General features: G+C 71.4%; 11 protein-coding genes. 4 read left to right on the top strand and 7 right to left on the bottom strand.

From position 1 onward, the window contains the following. Positions 1-5 precede the first annotated feature (5 nt). Positions 6-812, top strand: coding sequence for a DUF3097 domain-containing protein (locus OG406_RS26545; protein WP_081217220.1), 807 nt, complete (start codon positions 6-8; stop codon positions 810-812). Positions 813-902: 90 nt separating this feature from the next. On the opposite strand, the gene hemW is transcribed toward OG406_RS26545, so the two are convergent. Both hemW and OG406_RS26535 read right to left on the bottom strand, forming a co-directional pair. Further along, complete coding sequence (hemW, locus tag OG406_RS26540) at positions 903-2,135, bottom strand: radical SAM family heme chaperone HemW (RefSeq protein ID WP_164370780.1); 1,233 nt, start codon at positions 2,133-2,135, stop codon at positions 903-905. Positions 2,136-2,250: 115 nt separating this feature from the next. Continuing rightward, on the bottom strand, positions 2,251-4,422 hold the full coding sequence (locus OG406_RS26535) for a SpoIIE family protein phosphatase (RefSeq protein WP_329188132.1): 2,172 nt from the start codon (positions 4,420-4,422) through the stop codon (positions 2,251-2,253). Positions 4,423-4,603: 181 nt separating this feature from the next. Between OG406_RS26535 and OG406_RS26530 the strand changes: the two genes are divergently transcribed. Together OG406_RS26530 and OG406_RS26525 are read left to right on the top strand one after the other, a co-directional pair. Beyond that, entirely contained in the window at positions 4,604-8,716 is a 4,113-nt protein-coding gene (locus OG406_RS26530) for a HAMP domain-containing protein (protein WP_329190981.1), read from the top strand. Between the two features lie 9 nt (positions 8,717-8,725). Beyond that, positions 8,726-9,307, top strand: a complete 582-nt coding sequence (locus OG406_RS26525; RefSeq protein ID WP_164370815.1) for a response regulator — start codon at positions 8,726-8,728, stop codon at positions 9,305-9,307. Positions 9,308-9,412: 105 nt separating this feature from the next. Here the strand turns inward: OG406_RS26525 and OG406_RS26520 are convergent, their stop codons facing one another. Both OG406_RS26520 and lepA read right to left on the bottom strand, forming a co-directional pair. Then, positions 9,413-11,284: an AMP-dependent synthetase/ligase gene (locus OG406_RS26520; RefSeq protein ID WP_164370778.1), complete on the bottom strand. Its 1,872-nt coding sequence runs from the start codon at positions 11,282-11,284 to the stop codon at positions 9,413-9,415. Positions 11,285-11,497: 213 nt separating this feature from the next. Further along, a complete protein-coding gene (gene lepA / locus OG406_RS26515; RefSeq protein WP_164370777.1) occupies positions 11,498-13,366 on the bottom strand; it encodes a translation elongation factor 4 in 1,869 nt (622 codons plus the stop codon). 322 nt (positions 13,367-13,688) lie between these two features. Between lepA and rpsT the strand changes: the two genes are divergently transcribed. Further along, on the top strand, positions 13,689-13,955 hold the full coding sequence (rpsT, locus tag OG406_RS26510; RefSeq protein WP_081217227.1) for a 30S ribosomal protein S20: 267 nt from the start codon (positions 13,689-13,691) through the stop codon (positions 13,953-13,955). Between the two features lie 365 nt (positions 13,956-14,320). Here rpsT and holA read toward each other — a convergent pair whose 3' ends face one another. The 3 genes from holA to OG406_RS26495 form a co-directional block, all read right to left on the bottom strand. Next, complete coding sequence (gene holA / locus OG406_RS26505; protein WP_266613630.1) at positions 14,321-15,307, bottom strand: DNA polymerase III subunit delta; 987 nt, start codon at positions 15,305-15,307, stop codon at positions 14,321-14,323. Between the two features lie 288 nt (positions 15,308-15,595). Beyond that, positions 15,596-15,841 carry a hypothetical protein gene (locus OG406_RS26500; protein ID WP_081217228.1) on the bottom strand — a complete coding sequence of 82 codons (246 nt, stop codon included), beginning with the start codon at positions 15,839-15,841 and terminating at the stop codon, positions 15,596-15,598. A gap of 211 nt (positions 15,842-16,052) precedes the next feature. Then, positions 16,053-16,883, bottom strand: a complete 831-nt coding sequence (locus OG406_RS26495; protein WP_329188127.1) for an arylamine N-acetyltransferase family protein — start codon at positions 16,881-16,883, stop codon at positions 16,053-16,055. Between the last annotated feature and the right edge of the window lie 3 nt (positions 16,884-16,886).

The following is a 16,886-nucleotide window of genomic DNA, read 5'->3' as shown; positions in this document are numbered from 1 at the left end:
TGCGAATGCGCCAGTACTCTCCGGACCTGACCCCGCCGTGGAAGAAGCCCAAGCCCGTGCCCGAGGTCCCGGCGGACCCGGGTCTGGTGGTCGAGGAGCCCGGCACCGGTTTCTGCGGCGCGGTGATCGGCTGCGAGGCGGGCACGGTGACCCTGGAGGACCGCTTCGGCAAGCACCGGGTGTTCCCCATGGAGCCGCGCGGCTTCCTGCTGGAGGGCAGGGTGGTGACGCTGGTCCGCCCGGCGTCCGCGGCACCCGTACGTCCCAGCCGTACCGCGTCCGGCTCGGTGGCGGTGCCCGGCGCCCGCGCCCGGGTCGCGCGGGCGGGCCGCATCTACGTGGAGGGCCGCCACGACGCCGAACTGGTCGAGCGGGTCTGGGGCGACGACCTGCGCGTCGAGGGCGTCGTCGTGGAGTACCTGGAGGGCGTCGACGACCTTCCCGCGATCGTCGAGGAGTTCGCGCCGGGCCCGGACGCCCGGCTCGGCGTGCTCGTCGACCACCTGGTGCCCGGCTCGAAGGAGTCCCGGATCGCCGCGGCGGTGACGAGTGAGCACGCCCTGGTGCTCGGCCACCCCTACATCGACATCTGGGAGGCCGTGAAGCCGTCCTCCGTGGGCATCCCGGGCTGGCCCCGGGTGCCGCGCGGCGAGGACTGGAAGACGGGCGTGTGCCGGGCCCTGGGCTGGCCGGAGAACACCGGCGCGGCCTGGCAGCACATCCTGTCCCGGGTCCACTCCTACAAGGACCTCCAGCCCGAACTCCTGGGCCGCGTCGAGGAACTGATCGACTTCGTCACGGCGCCGGAGTAGGCCGGACCGCGCCACGGCCGGGCACGGTCGCGTCCGGCCGCCCGTCCGGTGGTGTCCGGGGCCGCGGTGGCTTCCTGCGTCGTCGTCCGGTCAGTCGACCAGGTCCCGGACGACCGCGTCCGCGAGGAGGCGGCCGCGCAGGGTGAGGACGGCGCGGCCCTCGTCGTAGGGGCCCGGTTCGAGGAGGCCCTCGGACAGGGCGCGGCGGGAGGCCGTGCGGCCGTCGGGGCGGAGCAGCGAGAGCGGGCAGCCCTCGCGCAGCCGCAGTTCGAGCAGGATGCGCTCGACGCGGCGGTCCTCGTCGGAGAGGAGTTCGCGCCCGGCGCCCGGGGACCGGCCGGAGGCCAGCGCCGCCGCGTAGGCCCCGGGGTGCTTCACGTTCCACCAGCGGACGCCGCCGACGTGGCTGTGGGCGCCGGGGCCCGCGCCCCACCAGTCCGCGCCGCGCCAGTACAGCTCGTTGTGCAGACATCGGGCCGCCTCGGTGGTGGCCCAGTTCGACACCTCGTACCAGTCGAAGCCCGCTTCGGCCATCACCTCGTCGGCGATGAGGTAGCGGTCGGCGTGGACGTCGTCGTCGGTCATCGGGACCTCGCCGCGGCGGATGCGGCGGGCGAGCTGGGTGCCCTCCTCGACGATGAGCGCGTAGGCCGAGACGTGGTCGGGGCCGGCGCCGAGGGCTGCTTCGAGGGAGGCCCGCCAGTCGTCGTCGGACTCCCCCGGGGTGCCGTAGATCAGGTCGAGGTTCACGTGCTCGAAGCCGGCCGCGCGGGCCTCGGCGACGCAGGCCTCGGGGCGGCCGGGGGTGTGGGTGCGGTCCAGCACCTTCAGCACGTGCTGCCGGGCGCTCTGCATCCCGAAGGAGACGCGGTTGAAGCCGCCGGCGCGGAGCGTCGCGAGGTACTCCGGGTCGACCGACTCCGGGTTCGCCTCCGTGGTGATCTCGGCGTCGTCCGCGAGACCGAACTCGTCACGGATCGCCCCCAGCATCCGGACGAGGTCGTCGGCGGCCAGCAGGGTGGGCGTGCCGCCCCCGACGAAGACGGTGCGGACGGGACGCGGGTCGTCGCCGAGGACCTTGCGGGCGAGGCGGACCTCGTCGGTCAGGGTGTCCGCGTAGTTGTCGCGGGAGGCGAGCACGCCTCCGGTGCCCCGCAGCTCGGTCGCCGTGTAGGTGTTGAAGTCGCAGTACCCGCAGCGGGTCGCGCAGTAGGGGACGTGGAGGTAGAACCCGAGGGGCCGCTCGGCCGCCCCGGCCAGGGCGTGCGCGGGCAGCGCCCCGTCATCGGGGACGGGCTCACCGTCGGGGAGTGCGGAAGGCATGCGTTCCATTGTCCAGCACGGGCGGAGTGAACGGTCCCGGCCTGTGGACGAACGGGCGCGCTCCTCGTCGCCCGGCCTGTCGCCGGGGCCGGACCGGGGCGGGGCGGGGCCGGGGCTACTCGGCCTGTAACACCAGCAGGGCCATGTCGTCCTCCGGCGGGCGGCTCCCGAACTCGTGCACGAGTGCGCGGATGCGTTCCGCGACCAGCTCGGCGTTCAGGCCGGTGCACCCCGTGAGGGCGTGCGCGAGCCCGTCGTCGTCGTCGAACTGCCGGGTCCCCTCGCGCCGCTCCGTCACGCCGTCGGTGACGCAGAGCAGGGTGTCGCCGGGGTGCAGGTCGAAGGACTCGGAGGTGTAGCCGGGGTCCTCGAAGACGCCGAGCAGGGTCTGCGGACGGGCCACCTCCCGTACGTCGCCGTCGGGGGCCAGCAGCAGCGGCAGCGGGTGTCCGGCCGAGGCGAGGGTGCAGCGCACGCCGCCCTCGAAGGGAACCAGTTCGCCGTAGAGCATGGACAGGAAGCGGGTCTGCGGGCCGAGATCGGTGCCGAGCCCGGGGCCGCCGGCCGCCACGAGCGCCCGGGCCGCCGCGTCGGCGGCCTCGGTCGCGTCGTCGAGGAGGAGCTGGTTGAGGCGGTCGAGGACGTCCGCCACGTCGTAGCCCTCGCGGGCCAGCAGCCGCAGCCAGGGCCGGGCGAGCCCGATCACGACGGCGGCCTCGGGGCCCTTGCCCTGGACGTCGCCGACGGCGAAGCACCAGCGGCCGTCCCCGGCCGGGAACACGTCATAGAAGTCGCCGCTGGGGCCGCCCTTGTCGAGCGGCTCGTAGACGAGGGCGCTGCGCACGCCGGGGATCTCGGCGACCGCGCCCGGCAGGAGCCCGCGCTGCAGGACCCTGCTGATGGTGGCCTGGCGCGCGTACTGGCGGGCCGCGCCGATGGCGAGCGCGATCCGGCGGCTCAGGTCCTCGACGAGCCCGCTGACCTCGTCCGCGAAACCGGTGGGTCCGGCCCTGCCGATGACGAGCGTGCCGAGCGGACGGCCGCCCGCGATCAGCCGGTACGCCAGGGCGGCGCCGCTCGCTCCGCGCGGGCCCAGCGCCTCGCCGGGCCAGGGCACGGGCACGGCGCGGGAGCGGACCGCGTCGGGCAGCCGCGGCGGGTCCTTCTCCAGGGCGTCGCGCAGGTCCTCGATGAGGTTCTCGCTGCCGTGCCAGACCCGGGCCAGCCGGGGTCCGAGGGCGAGCCCGAGTCCGCCGGCCCGGTCGGTGGCCTCGTCCTCCAGCCACACCGCGCACCAGTCGGCGAGCCGCGGGACGAGGAGCTGTCCGGCGAGCGCGGCGACGAGGTCCTCGTCGAGCTGCCCGGCCAGCAGGTCGGAGGCCTCGGCGAGGAAGGAGAGGGCCCCGCGGTCGAGCCAGTCCCGCCCCTCGGAGGGGTTCCGTGGGCCGCCGGGGGCCGTGCCGGCCGGGGTGACCGCGTGGAAGCCGGACGGGTCGAGGGCGTCCCCACCCGGGACGGACGCCCCGTGCCCCGGGACCGGCGCCGCGAAGACGGACGCGGTCGCGGTGGGGCCCGCCGGACCCTGTCCACCGGGGCGGTGGGCACGCGTGCGGCGGCTCCCGGAGGCGCCGTCGGCCGGCCCGGCCTGCGCGCCGTTCTTCCCGCCGGTACCCGCGGCGCCGTCCGTGCCCGCCCGGCCGCCTCTCCCCGTGAGGTCGTCCCCGTCCACCGCGAACACGTCGGCCGAGGACGGGGCGTCCGCCGTGAACGCGTCGGCGCCGCCGTCGAGCAGCAGGCGCGCCCAGACCGTCTTGACGCCCGGGCGGTAGGTGATCCCCCAGGCCTCGGAGAGGGCGGAGACGAGACGCAGGCCCCGCCCGTACTCCGGTGTCCCGTAGGGGCGTTCGGGACTGTCGTCGCGTATCGCGCGGGCGGGGTGATGATCGGTCACCTCGACGACCAGCGGGCCGGGCGGGCCGTCGGGGGCGTGCTCCAGGCGGCACAGCAGCTCGACGTCGGTGCCCGCGTGGACGACGGCGTTGGTGACGAGTTCGCTGACCACCACGGCGGCGTCGTCGGTGAGCCGGTCGTCGATGATCTCCGCGCCGGGCAGGGCCAGTTCGGCCCAGCCCACGAGCGTGTCACGGAGGTAGCGGCGGGCGGCTCCGGGGGCGAGCGGAGTGCCCGGCAGGGTCGTGCGGGCCACGGTGTCCTGGCCGGCCCGGTGGTGCGCGGGCGCACCCGGAGCGCACGCCATGGACTCGCGTTGCGTCGGAATGGCCCCCACGGTGCGGCTCCCTGAGCAGTTCGGACGAATACACCTCAGCCGGTGCGGACAGGGTGACAGACTGACCGCGCCCATAAGCGTCGAGTCACCGAAGTGGGCCGTCATGAGTGAGAACAGTGGTATGCATGTGCTCGAAGACGGACAGATTCGAGCATCGGAGCTGCGCCCCCTGCTCGCCGCGATGACCGCGGCGCGGGACGGCGACTTCAGCAAGGTGCCGGAGACGGCGCACGGTCTGGTCGCCGAGCTGAACACGATGTTCAACCAGATCATGGACCGCAGTTCGCACTTCAACTCCGAGGTACAGCGCGTCCGCAGGGAGCTGATCCGGCACGGACGGCTCGACGAGCGGCTCGCGGCCAGCCCCGGCGGCGGCAAGTGGACGACGCGCGTGGACGACGTGAACCAGCTGCTCGACGCGCTGGTGGCGCCCGCGGCGAACGCGACCCGCGTGCTCGACGCGGTGGCCGGCGGCGACCTGACCCAGCGTGTCGACCTGCACGACGGCAACCGTCAACTGCGGGGCGACCTGCGCCGGCTGGGCCGCGCCGTGAACAAGATGGTCGACCAGCTCTCCCTGTTCACCGGCGAGGTCACCCGGGTCGCCCGCGAGGTCGGCACCGAGGGGCGGCTCGGCGGCCGCGCCAAGGCGACCGGCCTGTCCGGGAGTTGGCGGGACGTGACCGAGGCGGTCAACACGATGGCCTCACGGCTGACCGCCCAGGTGCGGGACATCGCCCTGGTGACCACGGCGGTGGCACGCGGCGACCTGACCCGTACGGTGACGGTCGAGGCGACCGGTGAGCTGCTGGAACTGAAGCTCACCGTGAACACGATGGTCGACCAGCTCTCCGCGTTCGCCGACGAGGTGACCCGGGTGGCCCGCGAGGTCGGCACCGAGGGGCGGCTCGGCGGGCGGGCGCAGGTGCGGGGGGTGTCGGGCGTCTGGAAGGACCTCACCGACAACGTCAACTTCATGGCGTCCAACCTGACGTCACAGGTTCGAAATATCGCACAGGTCACCACGGCGGTCGCCAACGGTGACCTCAGCCAGAAGATCACGGTCGACGCCCAGGGCGAGATCCTGGAGCTGAAGTCGACGATCAACACGATGGTCGACCAGCTCTCCGCCTTCGCCGACGAGGTCACCCGCGTCGCCCGCGAGGTCGGAACCGAGGGCAACCTCGGCGGCCGGGCGCAGGTGCGGGGCGTGTCGGGCGTCTGGAAGGACCTCACCGACAACGTCAACTTCATGGCGGACAACCTGACCTCTCAGGTCCGCAACATCGCCCTCGTCTCCACCGCCGTGGCGCAGGGCGACCTCGGCAAGAAGATCACCGTCGAGGCGAAGGGCGAGATCCTGGAGCTGAAGTCGACGATCAACACGATGGTCGACCAGCTCTCCGCCTTCGCCGACGAGGTCACCCGCGTCGCCCGCGAGGTCGGCACCGAGGGCAACCTCGGCGGCCAGGCGCAGGTCCGCGGGGTGTCGGGCGTCTGGAAGGACCTCACCGACAACGTCAACTTCATGGCCCTGAACCTGACCTCGCAGGTCCGCAACATCGCCCAGGTCACCACCGCCGTCGCCAACGGCGACCTGTCGAAGAAGATCACGGTCGACGCCCGGGGCGAGATCCTGGAGCTGAAGGACACCGTCAACACGATGGTGGAGCAACTGCGCGCGTTCGCCGACGAGGTGACCCGGGTGGCGCGCGAGGTCGGCACGGACGGGCGGCTCGGCGGACGCGCCCAGGTTCTCGGGGTCTCGGGCGTCTGGCGGGACCTGACCGACAACGTCAACTACATGGCGGACAACCTGACCTCGCAGGTCCGCAACATCGCCCAGGTGGCCACGGCGGTGGCGCAGGGCGACCTGTCGAAGAAGATCGACGTGGACGCCCGCGGCGAGATCCTCGAACTGAAGACGACGATCAACACGATGGTGGACACGCTGTCGTCGTTCTCCTCCGAGGTCACCCGGGTGGCCCGCGAGGTGGGTTCGGAGGGCCGGCTCGGCGGCCAGGCACGGGTCGAGGGCGTGTACGGCACCTGGAAGCGCCTGACGACGAACGTGAACGAGCTCGCCTCCAACCTCACCACCCAGGTCCGCGCGATCGCCGAGGTGGCGTCCGCGGTGGCCCAGGGCGACATGTCCCGCTCGATCACGGTGGAGACGCAGGGCGAGGTCGCCGAGCTGAAGGACAACATCAACCTGATGGTGGCCAACCTGCGCGAGACGACCCGCGCCAAGGACTGGCTGGAGTCGAACCTCGCCCGCCTCGCCGCGCTGATGCAGGGCCACCGCGACCTGATGGAGGTCGCCGACCTGATCCTGCGCGAGCTGACCCCGCTGGTGAACGCGCAGTACGGAGCCTTCTTCCTCGCCGACCCCGAGGAGGACGAACCCGCGCTGCGCACGGCCGTGCCCGCCAAGGGACTCGCGTTCATCGCCGGGTACGGCGCGGCGCAGGGCGCGACCGTCGACACCGGCGGCATGCCGGTGCACGGGCTGGTCCGGCAGGCGGCCCGCGAGAAGAAGCGGATCCTCGTCGAGGAGGCCCCGCCCGACTACATCAAGATCAACAGCGGGCTCGGGGAGGCGGCTCCGGCCAGCGTCGTCATCATCCCGATCCTCTTCGAGGACAAGCTCCTCGGTGTCATCGAACTCGCCTCGTTCTCCCGCTTCTCCGACGTCCACCTCGCCTTCTTCGACCAGTTCGTGAACACCATCGGCGTCGCCATCAACACGATCATCGCCAACTCCCGTACGGAGTCGCTGCTCGGCGAGTCCCAGCGGCTCGCCATCCAGTTGCAGGACCGTTCCGACGAACTCCAGTCGCAGCAGGCGGAGCTGCAGCGGTCCAACGCCGAACTGGAGGAGAAGGCGGCCCTCCTCGCGACCAGCTCGCAGTACAAGTCGGAGTTCCTGGCGAACATGTCGCACGAGCTGCGCACACCGCTCAACTCCCTGCTGATCCTGGCCCGGCTGCTCTCCGACAACCCCGACGGCCGGCTCTCCGACCAGGAGGTGCAGTTCGCGACGACCATCCACCGCTCGGGCTCGGACCTCCTCCAGCTCATCAACGACATCCTCGACCTGTCGAAGATCGAGGCCGGCCGGATGGACGTACGCCCCAAGAGGCTGCCGCTCATCAAGCTCCTCGACTACGTCCACGCCACCTTCCGTCCGCTCACCCACGACCGGGGGCTCGCCTTCGAGGTGGCGGTCGGCGAGGACGTGCCGCGCGAGATGTGGTCCGACGAGCAGCGGCTCCAGCAGATCCTGCGCAACCTGCTCTCCAACGCCATCAAGTTCACCGCGAGCGGCCGCGTCGAGCTGCGCGTCGACCGCGTCACGGACCCCGACCGGAGTCGGGAGAGCGGCGACACCGTGATCGCCTTCGCCGTCTCCGACACCGGCATCGGCATCGCCCCGGAGAAGCTCCCGGTGATCTTCGAGGCGTTCCAGCAGGCCGACGGCACCACCAACCGCAAGTACGGCGGCACGGGCCTCGGGCTGTCCATCAGCCGGGAGATCGCCGGGCTGCTCGGCGGCCGGATCGTGGCCGAGAGCACACCCGGCAGGGGCTCCACCTTCACGCTGTACGTGCCGGTGGTGAGCCCCGGGAACGCGGCGACGGGACCGACCCGCGAGGACCATCTCGTCGCCCTGCCCGAGCAGTTGTCGGCCGAGCCCTACACGGTCCACGGCACCGACGACACCTGGCCGGCCCCCACCAAGCTGGAGGCCTGGCAGGCGGGCCGGGCGGGCCGGGTCCTGCCGGGCAGGCGGGTGCTGATCGTGGACGACGACATCCGCAACGTCTTCGCGCTGACCCATGTGCTCGGCCGGGTCGGCATGCCCGTGCTGTACGCGGAGAACGGCCGCGAGGGCGTCGAGACGCTGGAGCGCAATCCCGACGTCGAACTGGTGCTGATGGACATCATGATGCCGGAGATGGACGGCTACGAGACGATCTCCGCCATCCGCCGCGCTCCCCGCTGGATGGGGCTGCCCATCGTCGCGCTGACCGCGAAGGCGATGCCCGGCGACCGCGAGAAGTCCATCGCGCGGGGCGCCAACGACTACGTACCCAAGCCGGTGGACGTCGACCGGCTCCTCACCGTCGTCTGCGCCCTCCTCGATCCCGAGGGTACGGACGACGGGGAGGAGCCGGACGCCCCCGGTACTGCGGAAGGCGGGGGGACCGCCACCGGCCCGGACACGGCTGCCGCCGAACCGGCGGCCGACGCACCGCGGGGGCGGGGCACCGACAGGACGCGGACCGAGTGAGGCACCGTCATCATGAGTGAGGCAACGAACGGCGAGCGCGCGAGCATCCTCCTGGTCGACGACATGGAGGACAACCTGATCGCCCTGGAGGCCGTCCTCGGCTCCCTCAACGAGCCGTTGGTACGGGCGCGTTCGGGCGAGGAGGCGATGAAGGCACTGCTGCGGCAGCGGTTCGCCGTCGTCCTGCTCGACATCCGGATGCCGGGCATGGACGGCTTCGAGACGGCCGCGAACATCAAGCGGCTCGACCAGACCAAGGACGTTCCCATCATCTTCCTGACGGGCACGGACGCCGACGCGGGCTACGCCTTCCGCGGGTACGCGACCGGGGCCGCCGACTATCTGACGAAGCCGTTCGACCCGTGGGTGCTGCGCGCCAAGGTCACCGTCTTCCTCGATCTGCACCGCAAGAACCGGCAGTTGGAGCGCCTGCTGGCCCGTGAAGAGGAGCGGTTCGACGAACTCGCCGACCGGCTCCGCGGCATCGAGAGGCAGCTCGCGGCCGGCACCCTCGACGACGCGGCAGGACTCCGCGAGCAGCTGGGGCGGATGGAGGCGCTGCTCGCGGACCTGCGCCGGGACCGGGCCTAGGACCCGGCGGCCGCGTCCCGGCAACGGCGTCGGGGGCCGTGCACGACTGCGCCCCCGGTCGAGACCGGGGGCGCAGAGGTCGCGGGCGCGGGACCGGGCCGGGGGCTACGCCTCGCGGCTGCCCGCGTACATCTCGTCGATCAGGTGCTTGTACTCCCGCTCGACCACCGGGCGCTTGAGCTTGAGGCTCGGGGTGATTTCGCCGTGCTCGACGTCCAGGTCGCGGGGCAGGAGACGGAACTTCTTGATGGTCTGCCAGCGCTGGAGACCTTCGTTGAGCTCCTTCACATAGCCCTCGACCATGGCGACCGTCGTGGGCGCGGCGACGACCTCGGCGTACGACCTGCGCTCCAGGCCGTTGTCCTTCGCCCACTCCATGATCGACGGCTCGTCGAGCGCGATGAGGGCGGTGCAGAAGTTCCGGTCGGCGCCGTGCACGAGGATGTTGGAGACGTACGGGCAGACCGCCTTGAACTGACCCTCGACCTCGGCGGGCGCGATGTACTTGCCGCCCGAGGTCTTGATGAGGTCCTTCTTGCGGTCGGTGATCCGCAGGTAGCCGTCCGGGGACAGCTCACCGATGTCGCCGGTGTGGAACCAGCCGTCGGCCTCCAGCACCTCGGCCGTCTTCTCGGGCAGCCCGTGGTAGCCCTCCATGATGCCGGGGCCGCGCAGCAGGATCTCGCCGTCGTCCGCGATGCGCACCTCGGTGCCGGGGAGCGGCTTGCCGACCGTGCCGGTGCGGTAGGCCTCGCCCGGGTTGACGAAGGAGGCGGCGGAGGACTCGGTGAGTCCGTACCCCTCCAGGATGTGGATGCCGGCGCCGGCGAAGAAGTAGCCGATCTCGGGCGCGAGGGCGGCGGAGCCGGAGACGCAGGCGCGCAGGTTGCCGCCGAAGGCCTCGCGGATCTTGGCGAAGACGAGCGTGTCGGCGACCTTGTGCTTGGCGCCGAGCGCGAAGGGCACGGAGGCGGAGCCGGTACGGCGGAAGTTGTCCTGGCTGACCTTCGCGTACTCGCGGGACACCTCGGCGGCCCACTGGAAGATCTTGTACTTGGCGCCGCCGCCGGCCCGTGCCTTGGCCGCGACCCCGTTGTAGACCTTCTCGAAGATGCGCGGGACGGCCGCCATGTAGGTCGGCTGCACCACCGGCAGGTTCTCGATGATCTTGTCGACGCGGCCGTCGACGGCGGTCACGTGCCCGACCTCGATCTGGCCGGAGATGAGGACCTTGCCGAAGACGTGCGCGAGCGGCAGCCACAGGTACTGGACGTCGTCCTGGCCGACCAGGCCGGTGGAGGCGATCGCCTTCGCCATGTACGACCAGTTGTCGTGCGGCAGCCGGACACCCTTGGGGCGGCCCGTGGTGCCGGACGTGTAGATGAGGGTGGCGAGCTGGTCGGCGGTGATCGCGCCGACGCGCTCCTTGATCAGCTCGGGGTGCTTCTCCAGGTAGGCGGCGCCGCGCTTCTCCAGGTCGGCGAGGGTGAGGACCCAGTCGTCGCTCTCCGCGCCCTCAGCGTCGATGACCACGACGTGGCCGAGCTCGGGAAGGTCCGCCCGCTTGTCCCGCGCCTTGGCGAGCTGGGCGGCGTCCTCCGCGATGAGCACCCTGCTCGCGGAGTCGGAGAGGATGAACGCCGACTCCTCGGCGTTGGTCTGCGGGTAGACGGTTGTGGTGGCCGCGCCGGCGCACAGGATGGCCAGGTCGGCGAGGATCCACTCGACCCGGGTGGAGGAGGCGAGCGCGACGCGCTGCTCGGGCTCCACACCGAGTTCGATGAGACCGGCGGCGATGGCGAAGACCCGCTCGGCGGCCTCGCTCCAGCTCAGTGACTTCCACTCGTCGGGGCCGTCACCCGCGGCCGGTACCGGGTAGCGGTAGGCCTCGGCGTCCGGTGTGGCCGCGACGCGCTCCAGGAAGAGGGCCGCGACGGACGGCGGACGGTTCTCGATCAGGGTCTGTGTGTCGCTCACGACATCCTCCGGGGCCCGCGGCGTTGCGGCTGGCTCAATTGCGGCTGTTGTTTAACTCGCGAGTAACTACCGAGCAGAGATCAGAGTAGAACGCGCCCGGCCGGTGCGTAAGAGGCGGCGGCCCGCCACTTCGACCAGGACACACTCCGCAGACAAGCACAGGGCCCGCCGCGCCGAAGCGCGACGGGCCCTGAAACTCGGCATCCCGGGTGACTACTTCTTGCCCTTGGCGCCGCCGCCGCTGTCGTCGCTGGACAGCACGGCGATGAAGGCCTCTTGCGGAACCTCCACAGAGCCCACCATCTTCATGCGCTTCTTGCCTTCCTTCTGCTTCTCCAGCAGCTTCCGCTTACGCGAGATGTCACCGCCGTAGCACTTGGCGAGGACGTCCTTACGGATGGCGCGGATGGTCTCGCGGGCGATGACCCGGGAGCCGATGGCCGCCTGGATCGGGACCTCGAAGGCCTGCCGCGGGATCAGCTCACGCAGCTTGGCGACCAGCCGGACACCGTACGCGTACGCCTGGTCCTTGTGGGTGACCGCCGAGAAGGCGTCCACCTTGTCGCCGTGCAGCAGGATGTCGACCTTGACCAGGCTGGAGGTCTGCTCGCCCGTGGGTTCGTAGTCCAGCGAGGCGTAACCGCGGGTCTTGGACTTCAGCTGGTCGAAGAAGTCGAAGACGATCTCGGCGAGCGGCAGGGTGTAGCGGATCTCGACGCGGTCCTCGGAGAGGTAGTCCATGCCGAGCAGGGTGCCGCGCCGGGTCTGGCACAGCTCCATGATCGAGCCGATGAACTCCGAGGGCGCGAGGATGGTCGCGCGCACGACGGGCTCGAAGACCTTGTCGATCTTGCCCTCGGGGAACTCGCTCGGGTTGGTGACGATGTGCTCGCTGCGGTCCTCCATCTCGACGCGGTAGACCACGTTCGGGGCGGTCGCGATCAGGTCGAGCCCGAACTCGCGCTCCAGCCGCTCGCGGATCACGTCGAGGTGCAGCAGACCGAGGAAGCCGACACGGAAGCCGAAGCCCAGCGCCGCCGAGGTCTCCGGCTCGTACACCAGCGCCGCGTCGTTCAGCTGGAGCTTGTCCAGCGCGTCGCGCAGCTCGGGGTAGTCGGAGCCGTCCAGCGGATACAGGCCCGAGAAGACCATCGGCTTGGGGTCCTTGTACCCGCCGAGGGCCTCGGTCGCGCCCTTGTGCAGGGTGGTGATCGTGTCACCGACCTTGGACTGACGGACGTCCTTCACACCGGTGATGATGTAGCCGACCTCGCCGACACCGAGCCCGTCGGCCGCCTTCATCTCGGGGGCCGAGACGCCGATCTCCAGCAGCTCGTGGGTCGCCCCGGTGGACATCATCCGGATGCGCTCACGCTTGTTGAGCTGACCGTCGATGACACGCACGTACGTCACGACGCCGCGGTACGAGTCGTACACCGAGTCGAAGATCATCGCGCGGGCCGGGGCGTCCTGGACGCCGACCGGGGCCGGGATCTCGGCGACGACCCGGTCGAGGAGCGCCTCGACGCCGAGACCGGTCTTGGCGGAGACCTTGAGGACGTCCTCGGGGTCGCAGCCGATGAGGTTGGCGAGCTCCTCGGAGAACTTCTCCGGCTGGGCGGCCGGCAGGTCGATCTTGTTCAGTACGGGGATGATCTTGAGGTCGTTCTCCATCGCCAGGTAGAGGTTGGCGAGAGTCTGCGCCTCGATGCCCTGGGCCGCGTCGACCAGCAGGACCGTGCCCTCGCAGGCCGCGAGGGACCGGGACACCTCGTACGTGAAGTCGACGTGCCCGGGGGTGTCGATCATGTTGAGGATGTGGGTGCTGCCCGGATCCTCGGAGGGCGCCCAGGGCAGCCGGACGGCCTGGGACTTGATCGTGATCCCACGCTCGCGCTCGATGTCCATGCGGTCGAGGTACTGAGCGCGCATCTGCCGCTGGTCAACCACCCCGGTCAGCTGGAGCATGCGGTCGGCGAGAGTGGACTTGCCGTGGTCGATGTGCGCGATGATGCAGAAATTGCGGAGCAGAGCCGGGTCGGTACGGCTCGGCTCGGGCGCATTGTTAGGGGTCGCGGGCACGCAGGGTCCTGTCTCTTGAGGCGCCTGTCGCCTCGGGTCGGATCGATACGTAGGCTCCATCGTCCCACGCGTGGGGAGCTGCGACCGGTTTGGGCCGTGTGAGCGGGGATCGCCCCGCTCGATCGGGGTGTCCGGCGCCGTCTTCCGCGCCCGCCCCACGGCCTCCTCCGCGGGCGGCGGAGACCGGTTTGGGCCGGTCGCACGCGGACTGGTAGCCTGGGTGGCTGTGTCTCGTGCCCTCTCTGCAGGAGACGCACCCAAGAAAATCAAACGGCGGGTGAGACGTGCTGTCTCGCCTGCCTGAACCTGTAAAGGCTCATTCGTGGCGAACATCAAGTCCCAGATCAAGCGGATCAAGACCAACGAGAAGGCCCGGCTGCGCAACAAGGCCGTCAAGTCTTCCCTGAAGACCGCGATCCGCAAGGCCCGCGAGGCTTCGGCCGCGGGTGACGTCGAGAAGGCCACCGAGTACACGCGCGCCGCGTCGCGCCAGCTCGACAAGGCCGTCTCGAAGGGCGTCATCCACAAGAACCAGGCCGCCAACAAGAAGTCGGCGCTTGCTTCGAAGGTCGCCGCCCTCAAGGGCTGAGTCGGCTGAGCCCCTCGGGCTCACCCTCTGACTTACTTGACGTGACCGTCGGCCGGACCCGAGCGGGCCCTCTCTCTCCGCTCCCGACCGACACCCCGGATCCGCGCACGATCTGCGTTCGCCACGCGGGCGTGGATCCACCCATCTCGAACCGAAGGCCCCGCTTCCTCCCCTACGGGAGACGAGCGGGGCCTTCGGCGTGAGGTGGGGCACTGACCATGAGGGACGCCATCGGACAGCGGCCGACGTGAGGCGAGGCGGACGTGAGGTAAGGCCGACGTGAGGTGAGGCCGGCTCAGAGCGCGGTCGGCTCAGAGCTAGGTCGGCTCCGGGCGAGGAGGGTGGGGCGGGGGCAGGGCCTGTTCCTAGCCGCGGCCGGAGCGGGCCGCGCGGGCGATCGTCACGACCGCCTTCTCCAGCGCGTACTCCGGATCGTCGCCGCCGCCCTTGACCCCGGCGTCCGCCTCCGCGACGGCCCGCAGGGCCACGGACACCCCGTCCGGCGTCCACCCGCGCATCTGCTGGCGCACCCGGTCGATCTTCCAGGGCGGCATTCCCAGCTCACGGGCGAGGTCGGCGGGCCGGCCGCCCCGCGCCGAGGACAGCTTCCCGATCGCCCGCACGCCCTGCGCTAGCGCGCTGGTGATCAGGACCGGGGCCACACCGGTCGACAGCGACCACCGCAACGCCTCCAGCGCCTCCGCGGCCCGCCCCTCGACGGCCCGGTCCGCCACCGTGAAGCTGGATGCCTCGGCCCGTCCCGTGTAGTAGCGCGCGACGACCGCTTCGTCGATCGTCCCCTCGACGTCCGCGGTCAGCTGCGTCACCGCCGACGCCAGCTCGCGCAGGTCGCTCCCGATGGAGTCCACCAGCGCCTGACAGGCCTCCGGCGTGGCCGAACGCCCCAGCACCCGGAACTCGCTCCGCACGAACCCCAGCCGGTCCGCCGCCTTCGTCATCTTCGGGCACGCGACCTCCCGCGCCCCGGCCTTCCGCGCGGCGTCCAGCAGCCCCTTGCCCTTGGCACCGCCCGCGTGCAGCAGCACCAGGGTGATCTCCTCGGCGGGCGACCCGAGATACGTCTTGACGTCCTTGATCGTGTCCGCCGACAGATCCTGCGCGTTGCGTACGACCACGACCTTGCGCTCGGCGAAGAGCGAGGGGCTCGTCAGCTCGTTGAGCGTGCCGGGCTGCAACTGGTCCGAGGTGAGGTCCCGTACGTCCGTGTCGGCGTCGGCGGCCCGGGCCGCGGCCACCACCTCCTGCACGGCACGGTCGAGCAGGAGGTCCTCCTGGCCCACGGCGAGCGTGACAGGGGAGAGGGGGTCGTCTTGTGCGGTCTTCTTGGCCATCCCCGAAAGCATCCCACGCGCCACCGACAACCGAACCCGCCCTCCCACGGCCCCCACGCGCCCCGGCCACCCGTTCCCCGGGGGGGCCGGCCTCCTGATCCCGAGCGGGGCCGGCCTCCCGTTCTCCGGGGGGGGGCCTCCCGTTCCCGAGGGAGGCGGCCACCCGTTTCCCGGGGGGCGACCCCGGCGAGGCGAACAGCCGCCCTGACACGGGTGCCGCACATGACCGGCCCGGGTCGGCCGGGAGGGCCGCCCGGGGTCACGAGTTCCCGCGCAGGCCGCCCGGGGTCACGGCTCCTCGCGCCAGCCGTCCCACTCCGCCGCGAACTCGTCCAGTTCCTTCGGGTCCAGCCGCTCGTCGGCGTCCGTCAGGACGACGAGCCACTGCGCGTCCTCGGCATCGTCCTCGCCGGCCAGCGCGTCCCGGACGAGCTGCGGCTCCTCGTGCAGCCCGAACCTGTCCCCGACGGCCTCCGCCGCCTCCTCCGCGGCATCACGGTCGGGCAGCACCAGCACATGTCTCACTTCGCTCACCCGGACATTTTCCGGTACGCCCGACGTGACTTGCCCCCGGGGCGGCTTTCGGAGCGACAGGGCACGAGAACGGACCGGAACGGGGTGGGAAACAAGGCCGTGAGCAGGGCGGGAGCGGGGCGCGGAGCAGGGCGGACCATCGGGGCAGGGAGCCTAGCGAGCCACGGGCGGGGAGCAGGGCGCCGGGCCGGAGGTCACCTCGCCCCGGAGGTCACCTCGCCTGCCTGACCCCCGGCACCCGGTCCAGCTCGATGCCGAAGCGCTCCCGGTAGACCGCCAGCACCTCCTCGTCCGTGGCGACCTCCGTCACCTCCTTCGCCCCGTCGGGGGCCGTCACCGTGAACTTCCTGCCGCTGAGCGTGATCCGTCCCCCGTCCTTCGTGACCCGCGAGCAGACCAGCGAGCGGGAGAAGTGCGACAGCGCCGACGTGCTGTGCCACCAGGCCCCGACGACGAAGTCCTCGAGCACCCGCGGCCGCATCTCCAGCCGGTACTGGCGCTTGCCGCCCAGGGTGACGTCCAGGTCCTTGCTCTCCCGCCCGTCGCCGGCGCCCCGCACCCCGGCCGCGTCCGGTCCGGCCTCGACGACCCCGAACACCCCGCCCGGATCCCGCTGTTCGCCCCGTTCCCCGAAGGCCAGCGGGTAGTGGCTGTGCGCTCCGAAGCCGACGTCGGTGATCCAGTCGCCTCCGTCCACCGTGCGCACCCGCAGCGCGAGATGGTCGTAGGGAATCCCGAGTTTCCCGTCATCCCCGTACACCCGCGCCGCGAGCAGCGTCACGTCGAAACCGAGCGAGCTCAGCAACGCCCCGAAGGAGCCGTTCAGTTCGTAGCAGAAGCCTCCTCTGCGCGCGCCCACCAGCTTGTCGAGCAGCCTCTTCTCGTCCAGCACGATCTCCTCACCGAGGTGGATCGACAGGTTCTCGAACGGCACCGTCCTCAGGTGGCGCAGCTGAAGCTCGCGCAGCACGTCGGACGTGGGCCACGCGGGGTGCTGAGCCCCGATGCGGCGGAGGTAGGCGTCGGCCTGTGCGGAATTCATGTC

Origin of the sequence: Streptomyces sp. NBC_01428 (assembly GCF_036231965.1) — a bacterium.
In the GTDB taxonomy this organism is placed as follows: domain Bacteria; phylum Actinomycetota; class Actinomycetes; order Streptomycetales; family Streptomycetaceae; genus Streptomyces.
Note: the sequence above shows the minus strand (reverse complement) of the source record. Positions and strands in the feature narration are given on the sequence as shown.